The sequence below is a fragment of the Paenibacillus sp. NPDC058071 genome (assembly GCF_042885235.1).
In the GTDB taxonomy this organism is placed as follows: Bacteria; Bacillota; Bacilli; order Paenibacillales; family Paenibacillaceae; genus Pristimantibacillus.
On record NZ_JBHVSK010000001.1, the window covers coordinates 323,838 to 344,897 of the forward strand.

General features: G+C 49.7%; 13 protein-coding genes. 1 reads left to right on the plus strand and 12 read right to left on the minus strand.

What is annotated here, in order from left to right; genetic code table 11:
* Positions 1-112: 112 nt before the first annotated feature.
* On the minus strand, positions 113-526 hold the full coding sequence (locus tag ACFVTB_RS01440) for a winged helix-turn-helix transcriptional regulator (RefSeq protein WP_387744051.1): 414 nt from the start codon (positions 524-526) through the stop codon (positions 113-115).
* A 158-nt stretch (positions 527-684) separates the two neighbouring features.
* On the opposite strand from ACFVTB_RS01440, the gene ahlS reads away from it, so the two are divergent.
* Positions 685-1,533, plus strand: a complete 849-nt coding sequence (gene ahlS, locus ACFVTB_RS01445; protein ID WP_387744054.1) for an AhlS family quorum-quenching N-acyl homoserine lactonase — start codon at positions 685-687, stop codon at positions 1,531-1,533.
* Between the two features lie 164 nt (positions 1,534-1,697).
* Here ahlS and ACFVTB_RS01450 read toward each other — a convergent pair whose 3' ends face one another.
* From ACFVTB_RS01450 to ACFVTB_RS01500, 11 genes are all read right to left on the minus strand, one after another.
* Positions 1,698-3,092, minus strand: coding sequence for a serine hydrolase domain-containing protein (locus ACFVTB_RS01450; RefSeq protein ID WP_387744057.1), 1,395 nt, complete (start codon positions 3,090-3,092; stop codon positions 1,698-1,700).
* A gap of 187 nt (positions 3,093-3,279) precedes the next feature.
* A complete protein-coding gene (locus ACFVTB_RS01455; RefSeq protein WP_387744060.1) occupies positions 3,280-4,707 on the minus strand; it encodes a serine hydrolase domain-containing protein in 1,428 nt (475 codons plus the stop codon).
* 312 nt (positions 4,708-5,019) lie between these two features.
* Positions 5,020-6,744 (minus strand): thiol reductant ABC exporter subunit CydC, encoded by a 1,725-nt coding sequence (gene cydC, locus ACFVTB_RS01460; RefSeq protein WP_387744063.1) that lies wholly within the window; start codon positions 6,742-6,744, stop codon positions 5,020-5,022.
* Positions 6,741-8,549, minus strand: a complete 1,809-nt coding sequence (cydD, locus tag ACFVTB_RS01465; protein ID WP_387744900.1) for a thiol reductant ABC exporter subunit CydD — start codon at positions 8,547-8,549, stop codon at positions 6,741-6,743. The genes cydC and cydD overlap by 4 nt, the downstream gene beginning before the upstream one ends.
* A 48-nt stretch (positions 8,550-8,597) precedes the next feature.
* Positions 8,598-9,611 carry a cytochrome d ubiquinol oxidase subunit II gene (locus ACFVTB_RS01470; protein WP_387744066.1) on the minus strand — a complete coding sequence of 338 codons (1,014 nt, stop codon included), beginning with the start codon at positions 9,609-9,611 and terminating at the stop codon, positions 8,598-8,600.
* Entirely contained in the window at positions 9,608-10,975 is a 1,368-nt protein-coding gene (locus tag ACFVTB_RS01475) for a cytochrome ubiquinol oxidase subunit I (RefSeq protein ID WP_387744069.1), read from the minus strand. Before ACFVTB_RS01475 ends, ACFVTB_RS01470 begins: the two co-directional genes overlap by 4 nt.
* Before the next feature lie 469 nt (positions 10,976-11,444).
* Entirely contained in the window at positions 11,445-12,965 is a 1,521-nt protein-coding gene (locus ACFVTB_RS01480; RefSeq protein ID WP_387744072.1) for an alpha/beta hydrolase family protein, read from the minus strand.
* A 289-nt stretch (positions 12,966-13,254) separates the two neighbouring features.
* On the minus strand, positions 13,255-15,492 hold the full coding sequence (locus ACFVTB_RS01485; protein WP_387744075.1) for a M56 family metallopeptidase: 2,238 nt from the start codon (positions 15,490-15,492) through the stop codon (positions 13,255-13,257).
* Positions 15,493-15,540: 48 nt separating this feature from the next.
* Positions 15,541-15,879 carry a BlaI/MecI/CopY family transcriptional regulator gene (locus ACFVTB_RS01490; RefSeq protein WP_387744903.1) on the minus strand — a complete coding sequence of 113 codons (339 nt, stop codon included), beginning with the start codon at positions 15,877-15,879 and terminating at the stop codon, positions 15,541-15,543.
* A gap of 373 nt (positions 15,880-16,252) precedes the next feature.
* Positions 16,253-19,309, minus strand: coding sequence for a DEAD/DEAH box helicase (locus ACFVTB_RS01495; RefSeq protein ID WP_387744078.1), 3,057 nt, complete (start codon positions 19,307-19,309; stop codon positions 16,253-16,255).
* Entirely contained in the window at positions 19,306-21,036 is a 1,731-nt protein-coding gene (locus ACFVTB_RS01500) for a hypothetical protein (RefSeq protein WP_387744081.1), read from the minus strand. The genes ACFVTB_RS01495 and ACFVTB_RS01500 overlap by 4 nt, the downstream gene beginning before the upstream one ends.
* Positions 21,037-21,060: the final 24 nt, after the last annotated feature.

Genomic DNA, 21,060 nt, shown 5'->3' on the forward strand with positions numbered 1-21,060 from the left:
AAGGGCAGCTGATCATCCTCTGATCAGCTGCCCTATCCTTGCTTTGATTTATTGTGTCATAATCCATAACCAAAACTGCGCTATATATGATGTGATATTTCCATAGTATAGTTCATCCATTTATGCTGTCGGCTTCATGTGAACCAGCAGCATAAGCAAAGTCATACTTAACCCGCGCCTCTACAACTTGAGTGAAATTTTCTCTTCCCCACTGCCTTAACTCTTTCATCGGCTGAAGCAATGTTTCCCCTAATGTTGTTAGTGAATACTCAACGCTTGGAGGTACTGTAGGAGTTATATGTCGTTGGACCAATCCATCACGTTCCAGCTTGCGTACCGTCTGGGTAAGCATTTTTTTAGATATCCCCTCAACCCTCCGAAGCATTTCGCCATATCTGATTTCACCGTTTTCCATGGCATATATAACAAGTGCAGTCCACTTGTTAGAGATAATGTCAAGAACTTTACTATAGCCGCAATTGGATAACGAAATATCAGCTTGTTTAGTTGTGGATGCATGTGCCAAGTAGTTTCCCTCCTATGAACTATGAAGTTCCCTGGACACTTTAAAGTGCCTACTTATATCATTCTATTTATTAGATTACTGTATGTCTATACCAGTACTGTTGCAGCTTGCGCAAGGTTACCTCGTACTGGATTACTTCGATGGGCAGGTAATTAAACATGGCAAATATTAATAGAATGCATCCCAAGCTATATGTAATGGATAACGGTCGTATGAGCATGGATAAAAATTGGATTATCTCCATGCATAATCCAGCAACAATTAATAATCGGAATGCCCCGACGCAATTTGTGGAATTTCCAATTTATACGGTATTGATTGATCATCCTGAGGGGAAAATCTTGTTTGATACAGCCTGCAACCCCAACTCAATGGGCACGCAAGGGCGTTGGGCACAATCGACCCAGATGTCGTCTCCGTGGGTGGCAACCGAGGAATGTTACCTGCACAACCGACTGGAGCAGCTTAAAGTTAGACCTGAGGAAATTAAGTATGTCGTTGCCTCCCACTTGCATCTGGACCATGCAGGATGCCTCGAAATGTTCACGAACGCGACCATTATCGTCCATGAGGATGAGTTTAATGGAGCGCTGCAGACCTACGCCCGCAATGAAAAAGAAGGTGCTTACGTTTGGGCTGATATTGATGCATGGATCAAAAACAAGCTGCAATGGAAAACGATCAAACCAGGCGAAGACAACTTAGATTTGGTAGATGGTATCAAAATCTTGAATTTCGGAAGCGGTCATGCATGGGGAATGTTAGGTCTCCAGATTGAAATGCCAGAAACCGGCGGAATTATTCTAGCTTCTGATGCCATCTATACCGCGGAAAGCTTTGGACCGCCGGTCAAGCCGCCTGGTATTATTTATGATTTGATCGGTTATCGAAACACAGTGGAGAGAATTCGTACTTTGGCTGCCCGCACGAATTCCCAAGTGTGGTTCGGGCATGATGCTGATCAATTCAGAACGTTGAGAAAATCTACTGAAGGGTACTATGAATAACTCAACTTTCGCGTTCATCGGGGCAACAGCGATTGGAGGAATACTTCTTTATAACAGAACAAAAGAGCCGCCCTGAGTCCCAGTGACTTTTGGGACAGCTCTTTTCTTGAACATCATTCTCCAACAAAATGATTAATTCATTACTATTGAAGCAGTTGCGCAACTTAATCAAATTTTTTGTCCGCCCGGAATGATCTTCCCTCTTGTTGAATATGCAATGCCACAACATGACCATCAACGTTTCTTTCAAAATCGACGACTGCGTTTGGTCCTTCAGTTGAAAATTTCGTCTCCGATTCGGGGCATAGCCGAATTGGAGACTGTTCCTGAATTCGCAAGTTCAAGTGATTGCCATCCAGTATGATTGAAGCTTGCAGTCCAGATGCTGTTTTAAAATCGCCTACGTATTCATTTAGTATATTGTTCGGTACATTAACGTAAATTTTGTCAGGAAAATAGCCGGGCCATTCGTATTCGCGTGCGATGGCCTGCTCGATTTCAATTAGCATGGGATTGCCTTCATTCGAGTTGATCATGATGACAGCTCCAAAACCGAGATGTTTGGATAATACGATCCGGGCTACGAAACCTTCATCCCACCCGCTATGGCCGAAACGGACATTTTCCCCTTCACCGTCAAGGAAAAAGCCAATACCCACATGATTCTCGACCTGGGCGGTTAGCATTTGGTTTAGCATGTCCGCAGAAAGAATGCTATTCGAATTATTTTTCAATGCTAATTGCAATTCGACGCCTAAACGGGCAAGATCTGAAGGCGTCGTCCATAGGCCTGCGGCCGCCATTTCAGGATAGATATGCCATTTGCCTTGGAGGGGCCTGCCTTTCCAAGGGTGTGCAGTTGCGGCAAACTCATGCCATTGAGACGGCAGCGGCTGTTCGTATGTACTGTTCGCAAGGCCTAACGGTTTGAATAGCAACTCGCTCATGATTTCAACGAAAGGTACACCCATCCAATCTACAACAAGCTGATGTGCGACGGTTGTGCCCCCTCCTGAATATCGGAATTGCAATCCTGGAATGAGATTGACTTCCACGGCCGAGGTATTAGCCGGATGTTGTCCATTCAGAATTTGCACAACCGTGGGAATTTCATCGGTTGTTACGTAACCGGGAAATCCGTGAACAGTAAGCCCGGCACTATGACTCAGTAATTGCCGAAGCGTTACTATTGGCTGCCAGCCGGCAACAGATGGTATTTTCCAGGTTTTTAAGTAATCGTTCACGTCACGATCAAGATCCAATTTCCCTTCTTGAACTAATCGCATGACCGCTAAAGCAAAAACTGGCTTACTGATCGACCCGGCTTGAAAGAGTGTCGTTTCGGTTACCGGCTCGGGTTTTCCCGCCTCGCGAAGCCCGAATCCCCGAGCCCATTCTAGTTTGAAATTATTGATAACCGCAATGGATACCCCGGGCGTGTTGTAATATTTCATTCGTTCCTCTAACGTTGCTTCCTTGCCGTATTTATTTTTATAATGGGTTTCCGGTTGTAATCGATGAATAATGGCTTCAATTCTTTCCTCAATCGCCTTGGGCATCGATTTCTCCTCTTTTTCTTAATTTCTTAAATACCGAGTAACCCTTATCGGACTTAATAAAACTTAATATCCTTTCGGCACATCCTGTTGGACTCAACTCTTCCGTGATTACAATCTTAATGTCTACTTCACAATATACCAAAAAGGCGAACGAACAAAATACTTATTTTCGGAGCGAGGCATTATATCAGTGAGTGTATACAAACCATGTAATGCTTGCTGTTAATAATGCCGACGAAATCAAAGCTGTAAGAACACTATATGTTTGCCAAATAAGTATCGTTGACCAATCTAATGCACAGCACATTATACACAGGGCAATCGTAGCAATCAGCAAAATAGCTGTTACGATTATTCGCTTTTTTGTCATTGGCTGCCGCTCATTCATTTTCCTTCTACGTGATCCTAAGAGAAAGAACAGAACGGCCAATAGGCAAAGAATAATTGTGGTAGACGATAAAATGATGTCCAAAAGCTGTGTGCCGCTTATTTCATATGATCGTGTTAGATTGCCGTCTAATATATCTTTAACTTTTAGTACCATGCTTCTATTGATATTTGCGCCGTTGGTCAGCAGGCAGACGGCCGTTCGTTCATTTGGCAGTATGGCCACTTCGGTTCCGAAATTGGGATTGCCCCCTGAGTGCTCTATAATCGTTTGGTTGGCGTTTACCGACCAGCCCGCCGCATAATACATTTCGTTGACAGCCGGAACAGACATATCACCCTGATGTGATTTTTCGATAACCGTATGGAATATTTCGGGTATGTCCTGCACAATACCCATCTGTATGCCCATCCAACGCGCCATATCTTTTGTACAAGAAATGATGTAGCCTGCGGGTTTATTCCCGGAATAATCAGGCGCGTTATATGAAGTTGTCATAAAAAAGGAAGAACGGTAGCCCTGTGCCAACTGTCCGGTGGCTTGAGCATCTTCTTTATAAACATACGTCTGGTGAAGACCTAACGGCTGAAATACCTGTTCCCTCATAAAGTCTTCATAGCTTTGTCCCGACACAATCTCAATAACCAAACCCAATACGTCATAATTAACGGTTCCATAGTTATACTGTTTACCGGGAGGGAACGCCAACTCAGCATCTACCAGCATTTCCACAGTCTTTTGCAGCAAATCTGGCGTATTGCCTTGTGGAATATTTTGAGTATGCCTAGCATTTGTTAGGCCGCTAGTATGGTGAAGAAAGTTATTGAGTGTAAGGCTTTGCATATCAACAGGTTTCCCTTGATACTTTAACGTAAACCAAGGTAAATATTTTTGGACAGTATCAGTCATTGACAGCAGCCCTTGCTCTTCCAACAGCAGAATACCCATGCCGGTAAAAGCTTTACTGACCGAGGCCAACTCATATAGTGTATTTTCACTTGCAGACAATCCACTTTCACGGTCTGCATACCCGGAAGAAAAGTAGAACACTTCATCATCAGCAAGTATTGAGATTGACATTCCCGGCACACCTGATATACGAGAGGCATCATCCAGCAACGCTTGTATTGCCGCAGATTGCGTATCTGACAACGACGCATTACTTTGTGTTGCGAATCCTGAGAATAATATAAGTATCGTTAATACAAAAACAATAGTCTTTTTCATAAACTCTCCATTTCGAAAATTTATGCGAGGATAATATAAATAACCCATAGTACGCCTTATCCGCCAAATGTGTCATTTCAATATAATCAATTTACTACGTACTAATTGTCATTACTTAAATACCTATTTTAGATCTATTAATTTTAACATATATTTCAACTTATGCATTTAAGTCGGATCGAAACAACCCAAATGGATTATCGCAGTACGAAATTTAGCTGTGCTTTTTCTCAAGACACAACATCCCTGCATACAAAAAGAAAAAGCCTGATTTCTCAAGCTTTTTCTGTGTGGTGAGTGTGTTTAGACTACTTAAGCTGTGTCTCCGATCAATTGTAACTCCATGTTTTTCATCTCATAAAAGGTTCCTTTTTGCTCCATCAGTTCCGCAAAGGAACCTGTCTCCACTATACTGCCTCGATCCATGACCACAATCTGATCCATCTGTTCAAGTCCTGTGAGCCGATGACAGATCAACAGAAGTGTATCTTCGGCCGCCTGTGTCAGGAGGTATTGCAATACCCGCTCTTCTGTCACATAATCCAGCGATGATGTCGGTTCATCCAACAGCCATAACCTTCCCTTGCGCAGCACGGCCCGTGCCAGAGCCAGCCGCTGCTTCTCGCCATCGGACAGATTCTCTCCTTTTTCATATACCGTATCGTTCAACGACATATGAGGCAGTTGAACGCTGTCCAGCACAGCCGCCAGTTGCTCGTCATCATGCTCTCCCCCATTCAGCAGCAAATTGTCTCGAACGGTTCCTCTGAAAAAATGACTTTGCTGTAACACAACATGAGTGGTTTGCCATATGTTTGCTTCATCCAGTTCTTTTATCGAAACGTCATTCAATTGAATATCGCCTGATGTTGGAGTGCGTAACTTAAGCAACAGATCAATAATAGTTGACTTTCCTGATCCGCTGGACCCAACAATCGCTGTTTTGGAGCCAGGTGGAATATGCAGGGAAAGATTGTTCAACGCTGGTCTCCACTCTCCCTCATATTGAAAAGTAACATGAGATAGCTCAACCGAAATGGCCTGATCCGCAGACAACTCTCCACTTGGTTGCGCAGGCTGTTCATCGGAGAGCTGAACAGCTTCAGCTAGTCGTTTCACTGCGTGTTCGCTATCCTGCTTATACGCGGGCAAAGTAGCCATCGCTGCAGCTTCTTCGAACACCGTCTGCGTCGCCAGAATCAGCATGGCGAGAAATACACCAGCTAATGATCCCTTCATAATTAAAAAGGCGCCGATCGCCACCACACCCCATGTCACGAGGTAAGTGACAAAAATATGCATGGATTGCCCGCGAAGCAAGTGTCCGGCTGCTCGTTGTTGCTCGATTGCGAGCACAGCGGCAGCCTGTTGAAGCTTCTGTTCCCGCTGTGCCAATTGTCCGTATACTTTTAAATCACGGAAGCCATATAACATTTCGGTTACTTCCGTAGAAAGCAGCGCCCGTTGCTGGCGTACGCGACCGTGTACTTTACGTTGTCCATGCAATACAATACGGGGCACAACAAACGCCGTGATCAGCATGCCGAGGACGAGCAAGCACGCTATCCAGAAAGAAAAGACAGCAGTAAACAGTACGGTAGACAAAAACACCATGACGACCATGATCGGCGGATACGCAACACGCAAAAAATAATGTTGTAAGCTTTCCACATCGCCAACAATTCGCGCGAGCAGATCTCCGCTTCGGTTTTTGCTAATAATTCCAGGCGTTACAGGGATGAGCCTCTCGAAAAAGGAGGTCCGCAAGCGGCTCAGTATGGAGAACGTTGCCCGGTGTGAAACCAAGCGTTCTCCGTAACGAGTCGCCGCTCGCAGAAAACCGAGCAGTTTTACCATCGAGGTGAGTACAATTAAGGTGTAGAGTGGCGGTGCAAATACCGTTTGCGAGATCAGATATCCACTCGCGGAAAAAAGTGCCACCCCTGCCGTGCCTGCGATGAATCCGCACAAAATGGAAAGTAAAATATCCTTGCGTTCCTGAATTAAGGCCTTAGAAAGAACAACACTCTCCTTCATGCCAACCCTCCTTTCCGCTGGATATGAACCATCTCGGCATACGGAGGCAAACGCTCCAGTAGTTCTTGATGTGTTCCGGCGTCTACAAGTACGCCATTGTCCATGAATAAAATGTTGTCTGCCTGCTGAATCGTGTATAACCGGTGAGCGACCGTAATCATCGTTGCTGTTTTGGCAAGCGATGCGATAGATCGTTGCAGGACCTTTTCGGTGTGCAGGTCCAGTCCAACCGTGGGTTCATCAAACAAAATGATGGCAGGTCGCTTTAAAAAAGCACGTGCAAGAGCAAGTCTTTGTTTCTCCCCGCCAGATAGTCCCCTGCCTCCTTCCCCGACAAGGGTATCCATTCCTTGCTCAAGTTGGGCAGTAACCTCAGCAAGTCCCGCTTCCTCAGCCGCCTGTTCAATGTCCGCCCGAGATACATTCCCACCCGCTCCAATCGCTATATTTTCAGCTAATGTGCCTGCAAAAATATACGGGTGCTGTGTAATGTAGCTAATATGCTCGAAGCAGGCAGTCTCATCGTATTGCGAAAGCAGGCTTCCGTTAATCAGGACTGATCCCGCTGTTGGCTTTAATAACCCGGAGATGAGATGCAGCAAGGTCGTTTTACCGGAGCCGCTTTTGCCCACAATCGCGACATTTTCTCCAGGTTTGAAGGAAATCTGCTCCGCCTCAAGTTCAAATGAATGCGGCTCATACTGAAACCGGACATTCACCAGTTCAATGGACGGTGGCATGGGAATCAGCTTCTGTTGTGCTGTCCGACCTGTGTCCCTTTCCTCTTGTGTCATCCTGTCATTGATATCGTTTTTGTATGCTGCCTCTTCTTCATGGTTGTGCGCGATCTCTTCTCCACCGGAGAGCATATTCGTGTTACTGGTTTCCGCAAGCATTTGCTCCACCTTGCGTATAGCCCCCATACTGGTTCGACCGCTATGAAAAGCGGTTCCCGTATTTTTCAGCAGGCTGTAAAACTCGGGAACGAGCAACAACACGAGAAAGGCCGTATGGAATGTCATCGATTTGAAAACGAGCAGCTGTATAGCCAGTTCTAGAGCAACAATACCGATGCTTAACATAACGATCGATTCCAGCATGAAGGTGTTCGTAAACGCAATTTTCAAGATGCCCATCGTAGTATCGCGATAACCCAGGCTGCTGCGTTCAATTTCCTGCTTTTGACGATTAGCCCGTCCAAATATTTTTAATGTAACCAGTCCTTGAAGCGAGTCCAGAAAAGTACCGGAGAACTCGGACAGCTGCGCATATTTTTCTTCGGATTTGTTCTTCGTTTGCAAGCCTACCAGAATCATGAACAACGGGATAAATGGAGCTGTACACAGCATGATCCAACCTGTGTTGGCATGTAGGGTGAATGTAACGACCAGAATCAGAAGAGGGATAATCGCTGCTTCCATCATACGCGGCGTGTACTGACTGAAGTAGCTGTCAGCTTCATCCACGGCATCCAGAGCAACACTGACCTTTCCTCCCGTCTGCCCGTCCATGGATGAAGCTATAGACGCATGGGTCAGATTTTGCAGCACGTTAGCTCGCATATGCATCTTGGCATGGGCAGCCATATGCAAGCCAATTTTCCCGTTGCCATACGTCAACAGGGTGCGTACAGCCATAACAGCGAGCAGTATCCCGAGCAACAGTATTACTGACGAGAAGGAAGCTTTCTCTACAAAGATTCGCTGGACTGCTTCGGCCAGCAATGCAGCCTGGCTGATGATTGCTACACCAAGTGCCAATGAAAGGAGTACAAGGAGAATCCTGTTTTTTCGTTGTAAAGACATTTGTCGCGAAATCAAATTGAATTTGCTTTTCACAGTAAGCTCCTCCTTTTATTTTTTGCCTTTGACATAATCCGCATCAAACAGAAAAAGTTTGAAGACCAGAATAAGAGAAGGAATCAACAAACACAGTCCCCCGATAAATACAGCGACTAGCGCAAAACCCATGGCTGGTGAAGTGGCACTGCTCTGAATTGTGATATACGGATCAAGAATATAAGGATATTGTCCAATCCCATAAGCGAAGAAGGCACAGAAAAATTGCAGCATAATGCAACTAAAAGCTAGTCCGTAACGGCGTCCGTTATACAGCAGCCACATGGAAATCATGAAGAAAGCCACGGATAGCGCGAGCAGCCACCATAAATCCATCATATTTTGAAAATGACGCGCATTGTGTTGACCCAAATATATAAAGGCGGTCAGTGCGAAAATGATGGTCGGTGTGCTCCAGAATAAAGCATAATTTCGCATCAGCTTGAGTGCGGCATGATCCTCTGCGCGAGAAGCATAGAAAGTCAGGAATGACCCGCTGATAAATAATACAGAGACGATGGCCAGGCCAACGATACTCCACGATAACGGATTGGTAAACAACGCCCAGTAGTCCAGCGAAACCGTCTCGCCCTGCTTCAGGATAAATCCGCCTTCCGAGAGGGTCAGCGCCACTGACAACGATGCCGGAATCAGCAAACCTGCAGCTCCGTATAAAAACAGGTACACAATATTATTTTTGGAACCATAATTCTCAAAAGCATAGAACGAGCCACGGATGGCAAGCAGAATGATGGCAATGCTTCCTGGAACAATTAGAGCAGCCCCATAATAGGAGGCCGTATCCGGGAAAAATCCGACAATGCCAATATAGAAAAAGACAAAAAATACGTTGGTAATCTCCCAGACCGGTGACAGATAACGCGAGATCAGACGATTAATCAAGTGATCCTGCTTCGTCAGGCGGGCATAGAAGGCAAAGAAACCTGCTCCGAAATCAATGGAAGCGACGATGAGATAGCCATATAGGAACAGCCATAGTACCGAGATGCCAATCAATTCATAACTCATCCGACATGTCCCCCTTTCTTCGCGGGTTGATCCTGTTTCGTCTTCAACCATTTATCCAGCTCGATCTCAACAGGATTATTGTTAAACAAACGTTTCAACACAAGGACGCAAATGACGCCGAGTACGATATACAAGAACAGGAAAACGAAAAATAAAATTCTCACACTCGGTGATGATGTAGCTGCTTCTTCCACGCGCATGTACCCTCGAAGGATCCATGGCTGTCGCCCGATTTCAGCATAAAACCAGCCCATCTCAACAGCCAGGAAGGCAAGCGGTGCACACAGCGCAATGAGACGAAGCAGCCACTGGTTGAACGGATTGCGTTTCTTCCAAAATACAAACAGGAAATACAGAATGGAGATGGCAAGCAGAGCGAATCCGATTCCGGCCATGAGGTCAAATAAATAATGGACTAGAAGTGGCGGACGCTCATCCAGAGGGAATTCCTCCAGGCCAGTCACCTCGGCATTAAAGTCGCCAAAAGCAAGGAAGCTGAGCAGTTTGGGCAAATGAAGCGCGCCTATAATTTCATGCTCCGCATTCAGCCACCCTAATAAAATCAAATCTGCGCCTTTTTCCGTCTCAAAATGCCATTCCGCTGCCGCCAGCTTCTCCGGCTGGTGTTCAGCCAAAAACTTGGCAGACACGTCTCCAGCGAGCGTATTCAGCAAACTGAACACCAGAACAATAGCCATCATCAGATTTAAGCCTTTCTTGTGGTAGGCAGATACACCCTTTCTCAGCATCCCCAGAGCTGCAATGCCGGCTAACAGAGCAGCTACTGTCAGATACGCGGAGCTTAGTACATGGAACACCTTGGAGAATGTCGCTGTATTCAGCATTGCCTGCACGGGATTAACCGCTATAAACTGACCTGCCTCCATGACAAATCCTTCAGGCTGATTCATGAATCCGTTGACGGTTGTAATAAAAACCGCAGACATCCCCGCTCCAGCGACAACCGGAATGGTCAGCAGCCAATGCATATACGGATTCTTGAATCGATCCCACGTATACAAATAAATGCCTAGGAAGATGGCTTCGAAGAAGAATGCGAACACTTCCATGAATAGCGGCAATGCAATGACATTTCCAGCCAGCTTCATGAAATTCGGCCACACCAAAGCAAGCTGCAGGGAAATAGCTGTTCCTGTCACGACACCAACAGCTACGGTAATAACAAACCCTCGTGACCACCTCTTCGCCATAAGTAAGTAATGGGGGTCCTTCTTCCGGATACCAATGACCTCTGCAATAGCAATCATTAGCGGGACGCCTACACCAAGTGTTGCAAAAATAACGTGAAAACCAAGTGTTAATCCGGTCACTAGTCGACTCCATAAGACTGTATCAATCTCCATATCATGCAACCTCCGTTTTCTTTGCCTCTTTCGGCGTTAAATAAAAAGTAAGAGAAAAATTTCACATACTAGCCTGTGTGATTTATTTTAAGCCAACAAATATGATCAAATATGGAGTGTCCTCATCCCTTTCGCAGCTCGTTGTACTTACGCCGGATACAAAAATTATTATATCCTCACTTGAGATCTATACAATTATAGTCACTTCCTTGACATTAAATATTCAAAGAACGATCAACCTTTATTGACTAATATATGAAAATGATATGAATTACCCGTTAGAGCTATTGACCTCTTTACTGTTATATACATCATTGCACGCACTCCTTTTCACGAAAAAAAAGCCGCATTTCATGCGACTTAAATCCGTTGTGAGTATGCTTTTATTTTTTGTCATACAATTATTGAGGCAATTAATAGACAATTAGCACATAATAAGAAAGCCATCGTGTAGGATGGCTTATAGCATCTAGGATATCCCGTAAATTTTTAATAGCGAGGTTACAATCTTCGCCTCTGGAAAGCGGCTATCTGGTCCTTTCATTAAGATTCCGCCTTGATTTTTCAAATGCATATCGAAGAAATCCAGCATATAGGCATTGATAACGGAGTTCGCTCTTTCGGGTGCATTCTTTCCTGTAATCCCCAGCATTTTGAAAACCGGAGAAATGAACTGTACGTCGGCAAAATTCAAATGCTCCGTATTTTCGATATAGAGGAATTGTCCTCCTTCGTCGACTGTTTCGCGCATCCGTTTAAGCTCCAGCTTTTTATCTTCCGTTACTTGCTCCATCCACTCTCTTGTGTTGCCCATACGCTTAAGCTCTGCATCCGTGTAGACCTGGTTATCCATCACCCTTTTTAATCTTTCGAATTCGCTTTCTGAGTTGATGAATAAAAACGGCTTTCCCAAACTATCTCTGTCACGCAGTCGATAAAGCGCTCCATCTAAGTCTATTCCAACCGCGATTCGCGGATCGTAAGATGCGTCATAGGCCGTCGCTCCGCCGATCGAATGACCGAACACCCCGACATGATCGAGATCAATGCTCCCTGCTAGAAGACTTGGAATCTGACCTGATTGGATGAGCTCGAATTGATCCAGCGCTAACGCTACATCGTCGGTTAAAACTTTTCCCAACTTGTCGCGATTACCGCTTTCCGTCCGGTAATCATGGTCGGGTGAGAACAAGTCATCGGTTGTGCTGGTCGTGATTCGACCATCCGGAAACACGGTTGCAAATGTATTGTAGGTGTGGTCGATCACTGCCACAATATATCCGTGACTGGCGAGATTTTCGGCTTGCGACGTGTGGAGGAACCTGGAAGAGCCGTAGCCGGGATTCGCTAGGATCAGCGGGTATGAAGTCTGTGCGGAAGAGACTTCGGCCCCCGTGTAAGCGTGACTGGATACGTACTTCAGATGTTGTAAAGTAAACCCGGGAAGACCATAGTTCGCAGCCATATAACTTAATATCTGGGTATCGGGAATAAAGGGAGCGTACTTGCCGGTGCCAGCTTGAGCCGGATACCATACCTGAACCATCAATTCTCTCTTACCATCTCTGGCTTCGCCGAAAATCTCTTCCCTATTTAGATCCACGAAATGAAAAGTTTGCGTGCCTACCTTAAACTCGCCTGTCAGTTCAGGTAGTTTAAATACAGGAAAAGTATATAGGAGACCGGCTGTTACGAGCAGCATTATCGCTATAGCGGTATAAGTTGAACCCAATATGAATCGTGGGATTTTTTTAGGGCCTTTTTTTCTAAAATAGCTATAACTTGAAATGGCTAAATAAATGATCGTTATGCAATATGGGAAAAATAGCTGAATTCTGTATCCTTCCATCGTCCAATGAACGACCAGTAAAAGTGTGGAAATCCCGCTTGCAATGAATACTGGAATTCTACGCTCTCCTTTTTTCAATAGGACCGTTAAGGCAAACAACCCGATGTTTGACAAAAAAAGCAACAGTTCAAACAGCCTCATCTCGATTCTCCTCTTAAAAAATCTCTATTTTTTGTTTATTCCAATTTTATCCTGTCGGACTGTCCTAAGCCATCGATTTGCCTTACATCAACCTTGCAATTTTGTCATTCAATCTTGCCTGCTTAAATACAAAAAAGCCTGACACATCAGGCTTTCGTCAAAAAAATATGTAGGTAACTTCTAATACGGCTTATACTTTGCTCATCTCATTAACAGGTTTCATCATAACCTAAACGACCAAGCGCAACCCGCTGGGCGAGTTGCGCTTGGTCGTATTTGTTTATACCTGCTATTTTTTCAATCGGCTAATGTCTACAGGTTTCTCCCGAATCAAGGAGGTCACGATCTCATCCATCTCGCGCCCTTCTCCTTGTTTAAACTGCACGAGGTAGCAAACCTCATTTTCCTTCCAGAAATAGCTGTAAAAATCGGGTTCACTTGAGCTGCTCAGCGCCTCGTCAACCTTGTACGGCTCAGTCTTGTATACTTCCAGCCCGGCTAGTTGGACGGCTTTCACCTTCACTTGGAACGGTTGTCCGTCGATCCGCTGGAAAGCGATCTGACCGCTGCTGCGAATCTCCTCGTAGATGCCGTTATTCTGGATTTGCCGGAAGCTGAAGCTTTGTATCCCCTCTTGGCTCTCTACGCTGCGTCTATAGGTAATCGAGAGAACCTTTCTCTGATAGTCCTCCGAGTCCGTCGGATAGCGGAAGTTCACCATCTTCGTAACCATGGCGCTTGATGCCTGGTATTGCCCCTGCAGGTGTAGCGGAAATTTAGGAGCGATGCCCACGGAAGCGGCGGATCTCCGTACATCGTCAGTATCGTAGATCGGTGCAACAAGCAGCGTATCGCTCACATAAGCTTCACCCATGGGCAGGTTCGGTCTCCCCATGGAAGTTGCCATACGGAGAATGCTGGATTCAGATAAATCTGATGGACCGACTTGGTACCGGACGCCTTCATCTTGCCACAAGTAGTATTGCTTCTTGGCTTTTCCGGAGGTCACGCTGATCTTCAGCCCCTTCCACCCATTCGGATTCCAGGACTCCTTCGTCACGATGGCCGTTCTTTCAAACTCCTTGGCCCTTTGCTGTTCCTCCTGCTCAATGCGGACATAAACAGCCTCCAGTCCCTCGCCGTCGTCGACAGCAGATAACGTGAATCTCCCTGTGCTCTTATTACCTTTGCCTTGATTGAAGTCAATTTGAACTTCGCGCCAACGGTCCTCATCCAGCGAGCGCTGCTTCAACCAGACCTCGTGCAGCTTATATCCCTCCGGGAGCTCATAAGGGACTTTGAAGCTGAACCCTGCGACCAGCACGGCCTTATCCATGTTATCATACGTGCGTGACTTCCCATTATCAAACAACTGTCTATCGTCCGAAAACGACATTTGGTCCGCGTAGGGAGCCGTTTCGCTTCGCTTGACCGGATCAGCCGCATTGGTTAATGTCGCTGCGCTCAGAGTCAATACGCCAGCCACTGCGAGCAGCGACAACCGGTAAGACCCTTTCTTAAAGCCGTTAATCATCCGAATTCTCTCCTTCAGCTGATGATAAGTATTTGAATCGAAGAAAGGCAAAACGTAGGGCTTGCTGCGGCTTGCAGAACCGCTTTTCAACACCTCGATCATAGTCATCCCATACGGCGTCGACTCTTTCTCTCCAAGCATCTCGAGCACGCAAGCATCACAAGCCAGCTCCCGGTCCGCCTTCATTCGCCTGAGCGACAGCCAGACCAACGGGTTCATCCAGTGAACGGCAAGCGCAACCCCCCCTAGCATATTCCAGAGCGCATCAAGGCGTCTGACATGAGCCAGTTCATGGAAAATGATGTGAGCGAGCCTTTCCGCTCCAAGCTCTCTGCTCATCCTCTCCGGTATGTAAATTTTGGGGCGGACAAGCCCAAACAAGAACGGACTCGCCGAGTCCTCCCCTCCGGTGTAAAGGGGAACCGGCCTGGGCAGACCAAGCTTTCTCCGGCATTTTTCCATGATCAAGAGCAGCTTCGGGTCTGTAATCTGCTTGTACTTGCGGAAGCTCATGCCAATCCCGTACATGCGTACGATCATAGCCGACAGCAGCGCGATCACCCCAACTAACCAAACCAATGCAGCAATTTTAAGGAGAAGACCTTCTTCCTTCACGGCAGGTACTGCGGAAGTCGGCTGCTCCTTCAGATTCACAGGCTGCCACCCCAAATCCATGCTGGAGGAACGGTCATCAGGCTGAAACACAGGGCTAGGCATAGGCTCAATCGCCTGCTGGGAAGCGCCTGAATTCTGTAAGAACATAGATACAAACAGAGGGTTGTCCATCTGCAATAGTTGAAAGATACTGACCGGGCTGGCTGGAACCACCGGCAGCAATAGTCTCGCCAGCATAATCAGCCACAACGCGTGCCGCAGCCGCGGACGGATACTAGAGCCGAACAGCTTGAGAATCGCCATGACCAGCAGCGCAACTGCGCTGGCCGCTAGCGTACTCTGCAGGAACCATCGGAATGCGATATAAAGGATATCCATCATATACCTCTTGGGGACAAACCTCCCGTTGCCATAAGCTGCGGATGCTTATCCCTTCTTTTTTTTGTCTTTCAGCATCTGTTGAAGCTGCTCAATCTCTCGATCGGACAGATCGGCGTGTTCTAGGAAATTAGTCATCATCAGGTTGGCCGCTCCGCCAAATACACGCTTGATAAAGGAACTGCTCTCGGCTTTCACACATTCTTGTTCGAATACCAGCGGATAATAGAGATAGCTGCGTCCCGCCCGCTTGAACCCGATCGCCTGCTTCTTCACCAAGCGGTTGATAAAGGTGCGAACCGTCTGGTCGCTCCATTCGTGCTCAGCAGGAATCTCGGCCACGATCTGTTCAGCCGTAACCGGATGCTGCCTCCAAATCACCTTCATAATCTCCCACTCCGACTCCGATATCTTCGGAATAGCTTGTGTCACTATGTTCACCCCTTCCATACGCTTCAGATGCTTATCTCTTCTCTTGTTTGTCTTTATACTTTTACAATTGTAATAATAAGCTCGCAAATTAATATTACAAGTGTAAAAGTAAATTGTCAACCTTATCCTGTTATCTGAAAAAATTGCTGGATTTAAATAAAGAAAGCTGCCTTGCCGGCAGCTTTCTTGTTGATCTCTAATTTCCTTTAGTTCAATGACTGATTCTATTCCTTATCATTTGTTAGATGCTGTCATGCTAGGGTGCGAATGCGTTGTCTCACTCATAACAAGGGAAATTAGCCCAGCAGGCGACTAGGCGCGCCAGCGGCTATTCCGACCATTCACGCCGCAGCGTGAACAGATCTCGCAGCGCGTCCGTCGACAGCTCCGTGATCCAGTCTTCCGAGCTCGTAATGACGTCGTCGCTCAACTGCTGCTTGCTCTCAAGCATCTCGTCGATTCGCTCTTCCAACGTGCCTAGCGAGATGAACTTATGCACCTGCACGTCGCGCGTCTGGCCCATCCGGTAGGCGCGGTCCGTCGCCTGATTCTCTACAGCGGGGTTCCACCAGCGGTCGAAATGGAAAACGTGGTTCGCCGCCGTTAAGTTGAGCCCGACGCCACCGGCCTTGATCGACAGGATGAACACGTTCGGCTGCTCCGCGGCTGGCAGCTCCCGGGACTGGAACTGCTCGATCATCCGGTCGCGTGCCGTCTTAGACGAGCCGCCGTGCAGGTAAAGGATAGGCTCGCCAAGCTCCCGCCCGAGCAGCCGCTGCAGCATTTTACCCATGTCGATGTACTGAGTGAAAATCAGACAACGCTCGCCCTCATCGCGAAGCTCCTTCACGAGTTCGAGCAGCCGTTCGAGCTTAGCGGAGCGACCGATGAGCATCGCCGATTCAGCGGCTTCCTCGCGTTCGTCCTCCGTTACCGGCATGGCCTCCTTCGTCAGCAGCACGGGGTGGTCGCACAGCTGCTTCAGCCGTGTTAGCGCGGAGAGGATCGCGCCTTTTCGCTGAATGTCCTTCAGCTTCTTGACGTCGTCCATCAGTTCCTTCACGGTCCGCTCATAAAGCGCGCTCTGCTCGCCAGTGAGATGGATGTACGTCTTCATCTCGTTCTTCTCCGGCAGGTCCAGCATAATGTTCGGATCCTTCTTCTTGCGCCGGAGCATGAACGGCTTAACGAAGTTTTGCAGCTCTTGCGTCCGCTTCTCGTCACGTTCACGCTCGATCGCCTGGCCGAATCGCTCAGCGAATGCACGGGCGGTGCCAAGATAGCCCGGATTGGTAAAATCGTAGATCGACCACAGCTCCGCGAGCCGGTTCTCGATTGGTGTACCCGTCAGCGCGATGCGGTGCCGTGCAGACAAGCTCTTGACCGCCTTGGCCTGCTTCGTACCGGCGTTTTTGATATTTTGCGCCTCGTCGAGGCAGATCGCCGACCATGTATAGCCGCCGAGCAGCTCCTGGTCCAGTGTCGACGTCGCATACGAGGTCAATACGAGGTCGGCCTCCGCCGTTTCCGCGTAGAATGTGTCGCCGCTCAGTCGCTTGCTGCCGTAATGGAGCATAATTCGCAACGACGGCGCGAAGCGGTGCACCTCCTTCTGCCAGTTGCCGAGCACTGAGGTCGGGCAGATCAGCAGGGCGGGACGCCGTCCTCCGTTCGCCGACGCTTCCTCGGCGACATGCAGCAGGTACGTGATGAACTGAATCGTCTTGCCGAGCCCCATGTCGTCTGCCAGGACGGCGCCGATCCCAACCCTTCGCAGAAATGCGAGCCAGGAAAAGCCGTCATGTTGGTAGCTGCGAAGCTCCGCGTGCAGCGTCGGCGGCACGGGAATCGACGGCCATTCCGTCTGATGCGTCAGCTGCGCCATGACGGTTGTCAGGTGATCGTTCAGCTCGACGTCCATCTCCAGTACGCCTTCGCTCTCGCTTCCCTCCCCACGGCCACCTTCGTCGGCCTTCTCCGCAGCCGCCGGCGTGAAAGAGCCGCGGTTACGTCGTAGATGCAGCTGCAGCACGTCCTGAAAGGACAAGCCTCGCCGAGGATCGACGCCCGCCATCGCTTTGCGAATCTGCGCGAGCAGGACGGGATCGAGCGGCACCCATTGGCCGCGAAACTGCACAAGCCGCTCGCCGCGGGCGACCAGCTCCCGAAACTCCTCCTCGCTGAGCTCGGCATCGCCAATGGAAACGCGCCAGTCGAATTCGATCAGCGCGTCGAGACCGAAAAAGGACCGGCTGCTTCCCGCGCGTTCCCCTTCGCCTTCGCCGGGGCGCACCTTTGCGCGCAGGCGCGGTTTCTTGCGGCTCGCCTCCTCCCACCAGGCAGGCAGCAGCACCTGCCAGCCTACGGCCAAGAGGTGCTGGCTGTCCGCAGTCAGGAACCGCCACGCGTCGTCGTCCGAAAGCCGGGCGTTCAGCGCGTCCGCGGGGCTGCCAGCCAGCCGGTCCGCCGGCAGGCTCGCCCGCAGATGCGCAATCCAGGCCGAGGACCGCTCATGCACGTGTGGCGTCCAACTGGACGGCCACGTACCGGAGGCTTCGCCGTCCGCAGCCAACCGAACCGGTGCAAGCTTCGCCGGTTCGAACTTATCCTGCAGCATGAGTGCGAGACGCCATCCGCCGGCTTCGGCGTCCTCCGGCTCAAGCAGCTGCAGGACCAGTCGGAACGGCATCGTGTCGGCCTTCCAACCGGTGGCAACGAGCCAGCCGCGCTCGTCGAGGCCCGCTGCTGCCGCAGCGCGGTCATGGACGAATAGCAGCGGGAAGTCGCGACGCAGATCGTCAGCGGCTTCTTTTGTACCGTAATAGCGCTGGAACACTGCCGCGGAAAAGGCGGCGCTGAGTCCGGTCAGGCCCGAGATTTCTTCGTCCCAATCGCTATCATCGTCTGGCCCGTCGTACAAGCCGACATGCACCCGGTCTCCGCCGCCCGCAAGCGCGCGCAGCGCCCGGCGAGACTTTGCATCGAACGCCTCCTCGTCCCACGTCCAATTCAGTTTGCCGGCCTTGTAGGCCTCGAAGCTCGGGATGAATTTCCGCTCCGCAATGCCGCGCTCAAGCACCGGTGCTATTACGGCGAGCCGTGCAGCGTCCCCTTCGAGCCGCCACGTCACGTGCATCGGCAGCAGCCCAGGGTCGGCGAAGAACGGCAAGACCATCTCAGCCGGCAGCAGGACGAGCTCCAGCTCGTCCTGCAGTCTTTCGATCCCGAGCTCCGTGCCGTAGAACGACGGCTCGTGCCGTGCAAACAGCCGCTGCTTGACAAGCAGCCCCGGAGCGAAGCCGGACGCGTCCGCTCCGAAAATCAGTGCATCGCCCTGTTCGGTCAAGCTCGCTTGAATCGTAAGCGTATCAGCATACGCGTTCATGACAGCAGTCCTCCTTTACGCAATTCTTCCTGCAGCGCTCTCTGCCGGCTATTCCGGCTCACGAACGCATCGATGAACTGCTCCCACCGCTCGTCCTTCTTAAGCTGCACGTACAGCTTGGCAAGCCGATTCAATAGCTTCACCGCCGCCTTGTATCCTTCGCGGTTCTTTTGCAGCACGTACCGTTCTACCGCCTGATGATAGAAGGGCAGCAGCAACTCCGGCGCTTCCTTCTCGATCGGCTTCAGAGCAGTCGCATGAAAAGACAGCGGGTCCTGGCCGATGCACATTTGCAGGTCGATCCACCGGTCCCACCGGCCGTATGCCGACAGCGCATCCTCGTAGATGGTCCGCGAGAATGGCAGCATATCCTGAAGCGTGCGCCACATCGCCGGTTCCGCCTCTGGCAGCTGCACTGCGACCATGGCCCAAAAGTCGCCATAGGGCGCCAGATCCTCGTCATGGAAGCCGACGAGCAGCGGTCCCGTCTCTACGAGCCAGTCACACAGCTGCCCCCATTGCTTTGCGCGTTCCAGAATGCCGAGCAGCGGTAAGAGATGTTCCGGCTTCAGAATGAGCTTGCTTTCGTCCCGTACGAGCAGCGCCAGCGCTTCCGCGTCGCGCGCTAAGTAGAGCAAAAGCAGACATTGCGCGAGTGTCCACGGCAGCCGCGACAAGGACGTGCCAAGCTCCGCTTCCGCAGCCTGCAACTGGCGCAGCTCCTCTTCGTAGAGAGCGGAACTTCCGACCGAGTCTGGGCTGAGCCAGCGCAGCCACAGCGAGGTATAGAGTACCGTAAAGCAGTTGAGCGTCTTATCCTCGATCAGCATACGCTCTCTGAGAAAATCCGCTGTCTCTATCAGATGGCCCCAGTACGCGGAACTGTCGTCCGCCAGCGCGAGCTTGTCCTCGAGCAGGTTCCGCGCCTGGCCGAGCAGTCCGTCCAGCGCGAGCTGCTTATGGTAGCCCATGAACGTTCCCGACTGGGGACTGTCCTTCTGGGCGGGCTTGATCATTCGTTCCAGCACGAACAGCAGAGCATGGAGCGTGAACAACTGCTCTAGCGCCCAAGGCAACACTGGCCGCATAGCCTGCAGGTCAGTGAGCAACTCTTTAGCCTCCTGAGCTGTTCGGATATGCGGGTGTACCGGTCCGAAGCGCTCTTGAAACCGCTCATGCCACTTGGCCACGGGGAGCTCGGTCAGTTCCGCTTCCGTTAAGGTCGGCCAGACGGGTCGAGGGGCGGACGATGACGCACTGCGATTCTCTCCTTCGCCGATGTTGCCAGCCCCAGATGGTGTATCCGATGTTGCTCCTCTGGTACCCGCTCGGGCACCGCCGTTTCTGCCATCCAGAGCCCCCGGCTTGCCTGCTGCGGTAGATGATCTCTTCAAGGTGCTGTGCGCGTTGACCAGCGACTGAATTGCCCGACCGCATAGCTCCACGTAGTACATCAGTGTTGCAGCCATGTGCGTGCAGGCGCGGTTCGCTGAGCAAGCACATTCGCTCGCCGCCAGGTCGTCCAGAGCGACTGCGACGTCGTACATCCGGTTATCCTTGATGCGTGCGTCCACATGTACACCGTCGTCACGTAGTGCCAATTGCTCGACTTGTCCTTGTTTATAAAGTTGAAACCCCCGTATAATTGTCAGTTCGTCGAAGCGCTCGGCGACGCCCTTCAGCAGTTGCCGCCACGCGCTGTCATCCAGCATGTAGTCCATATCCATAATCCGTTAACTCCTGGTTACGTC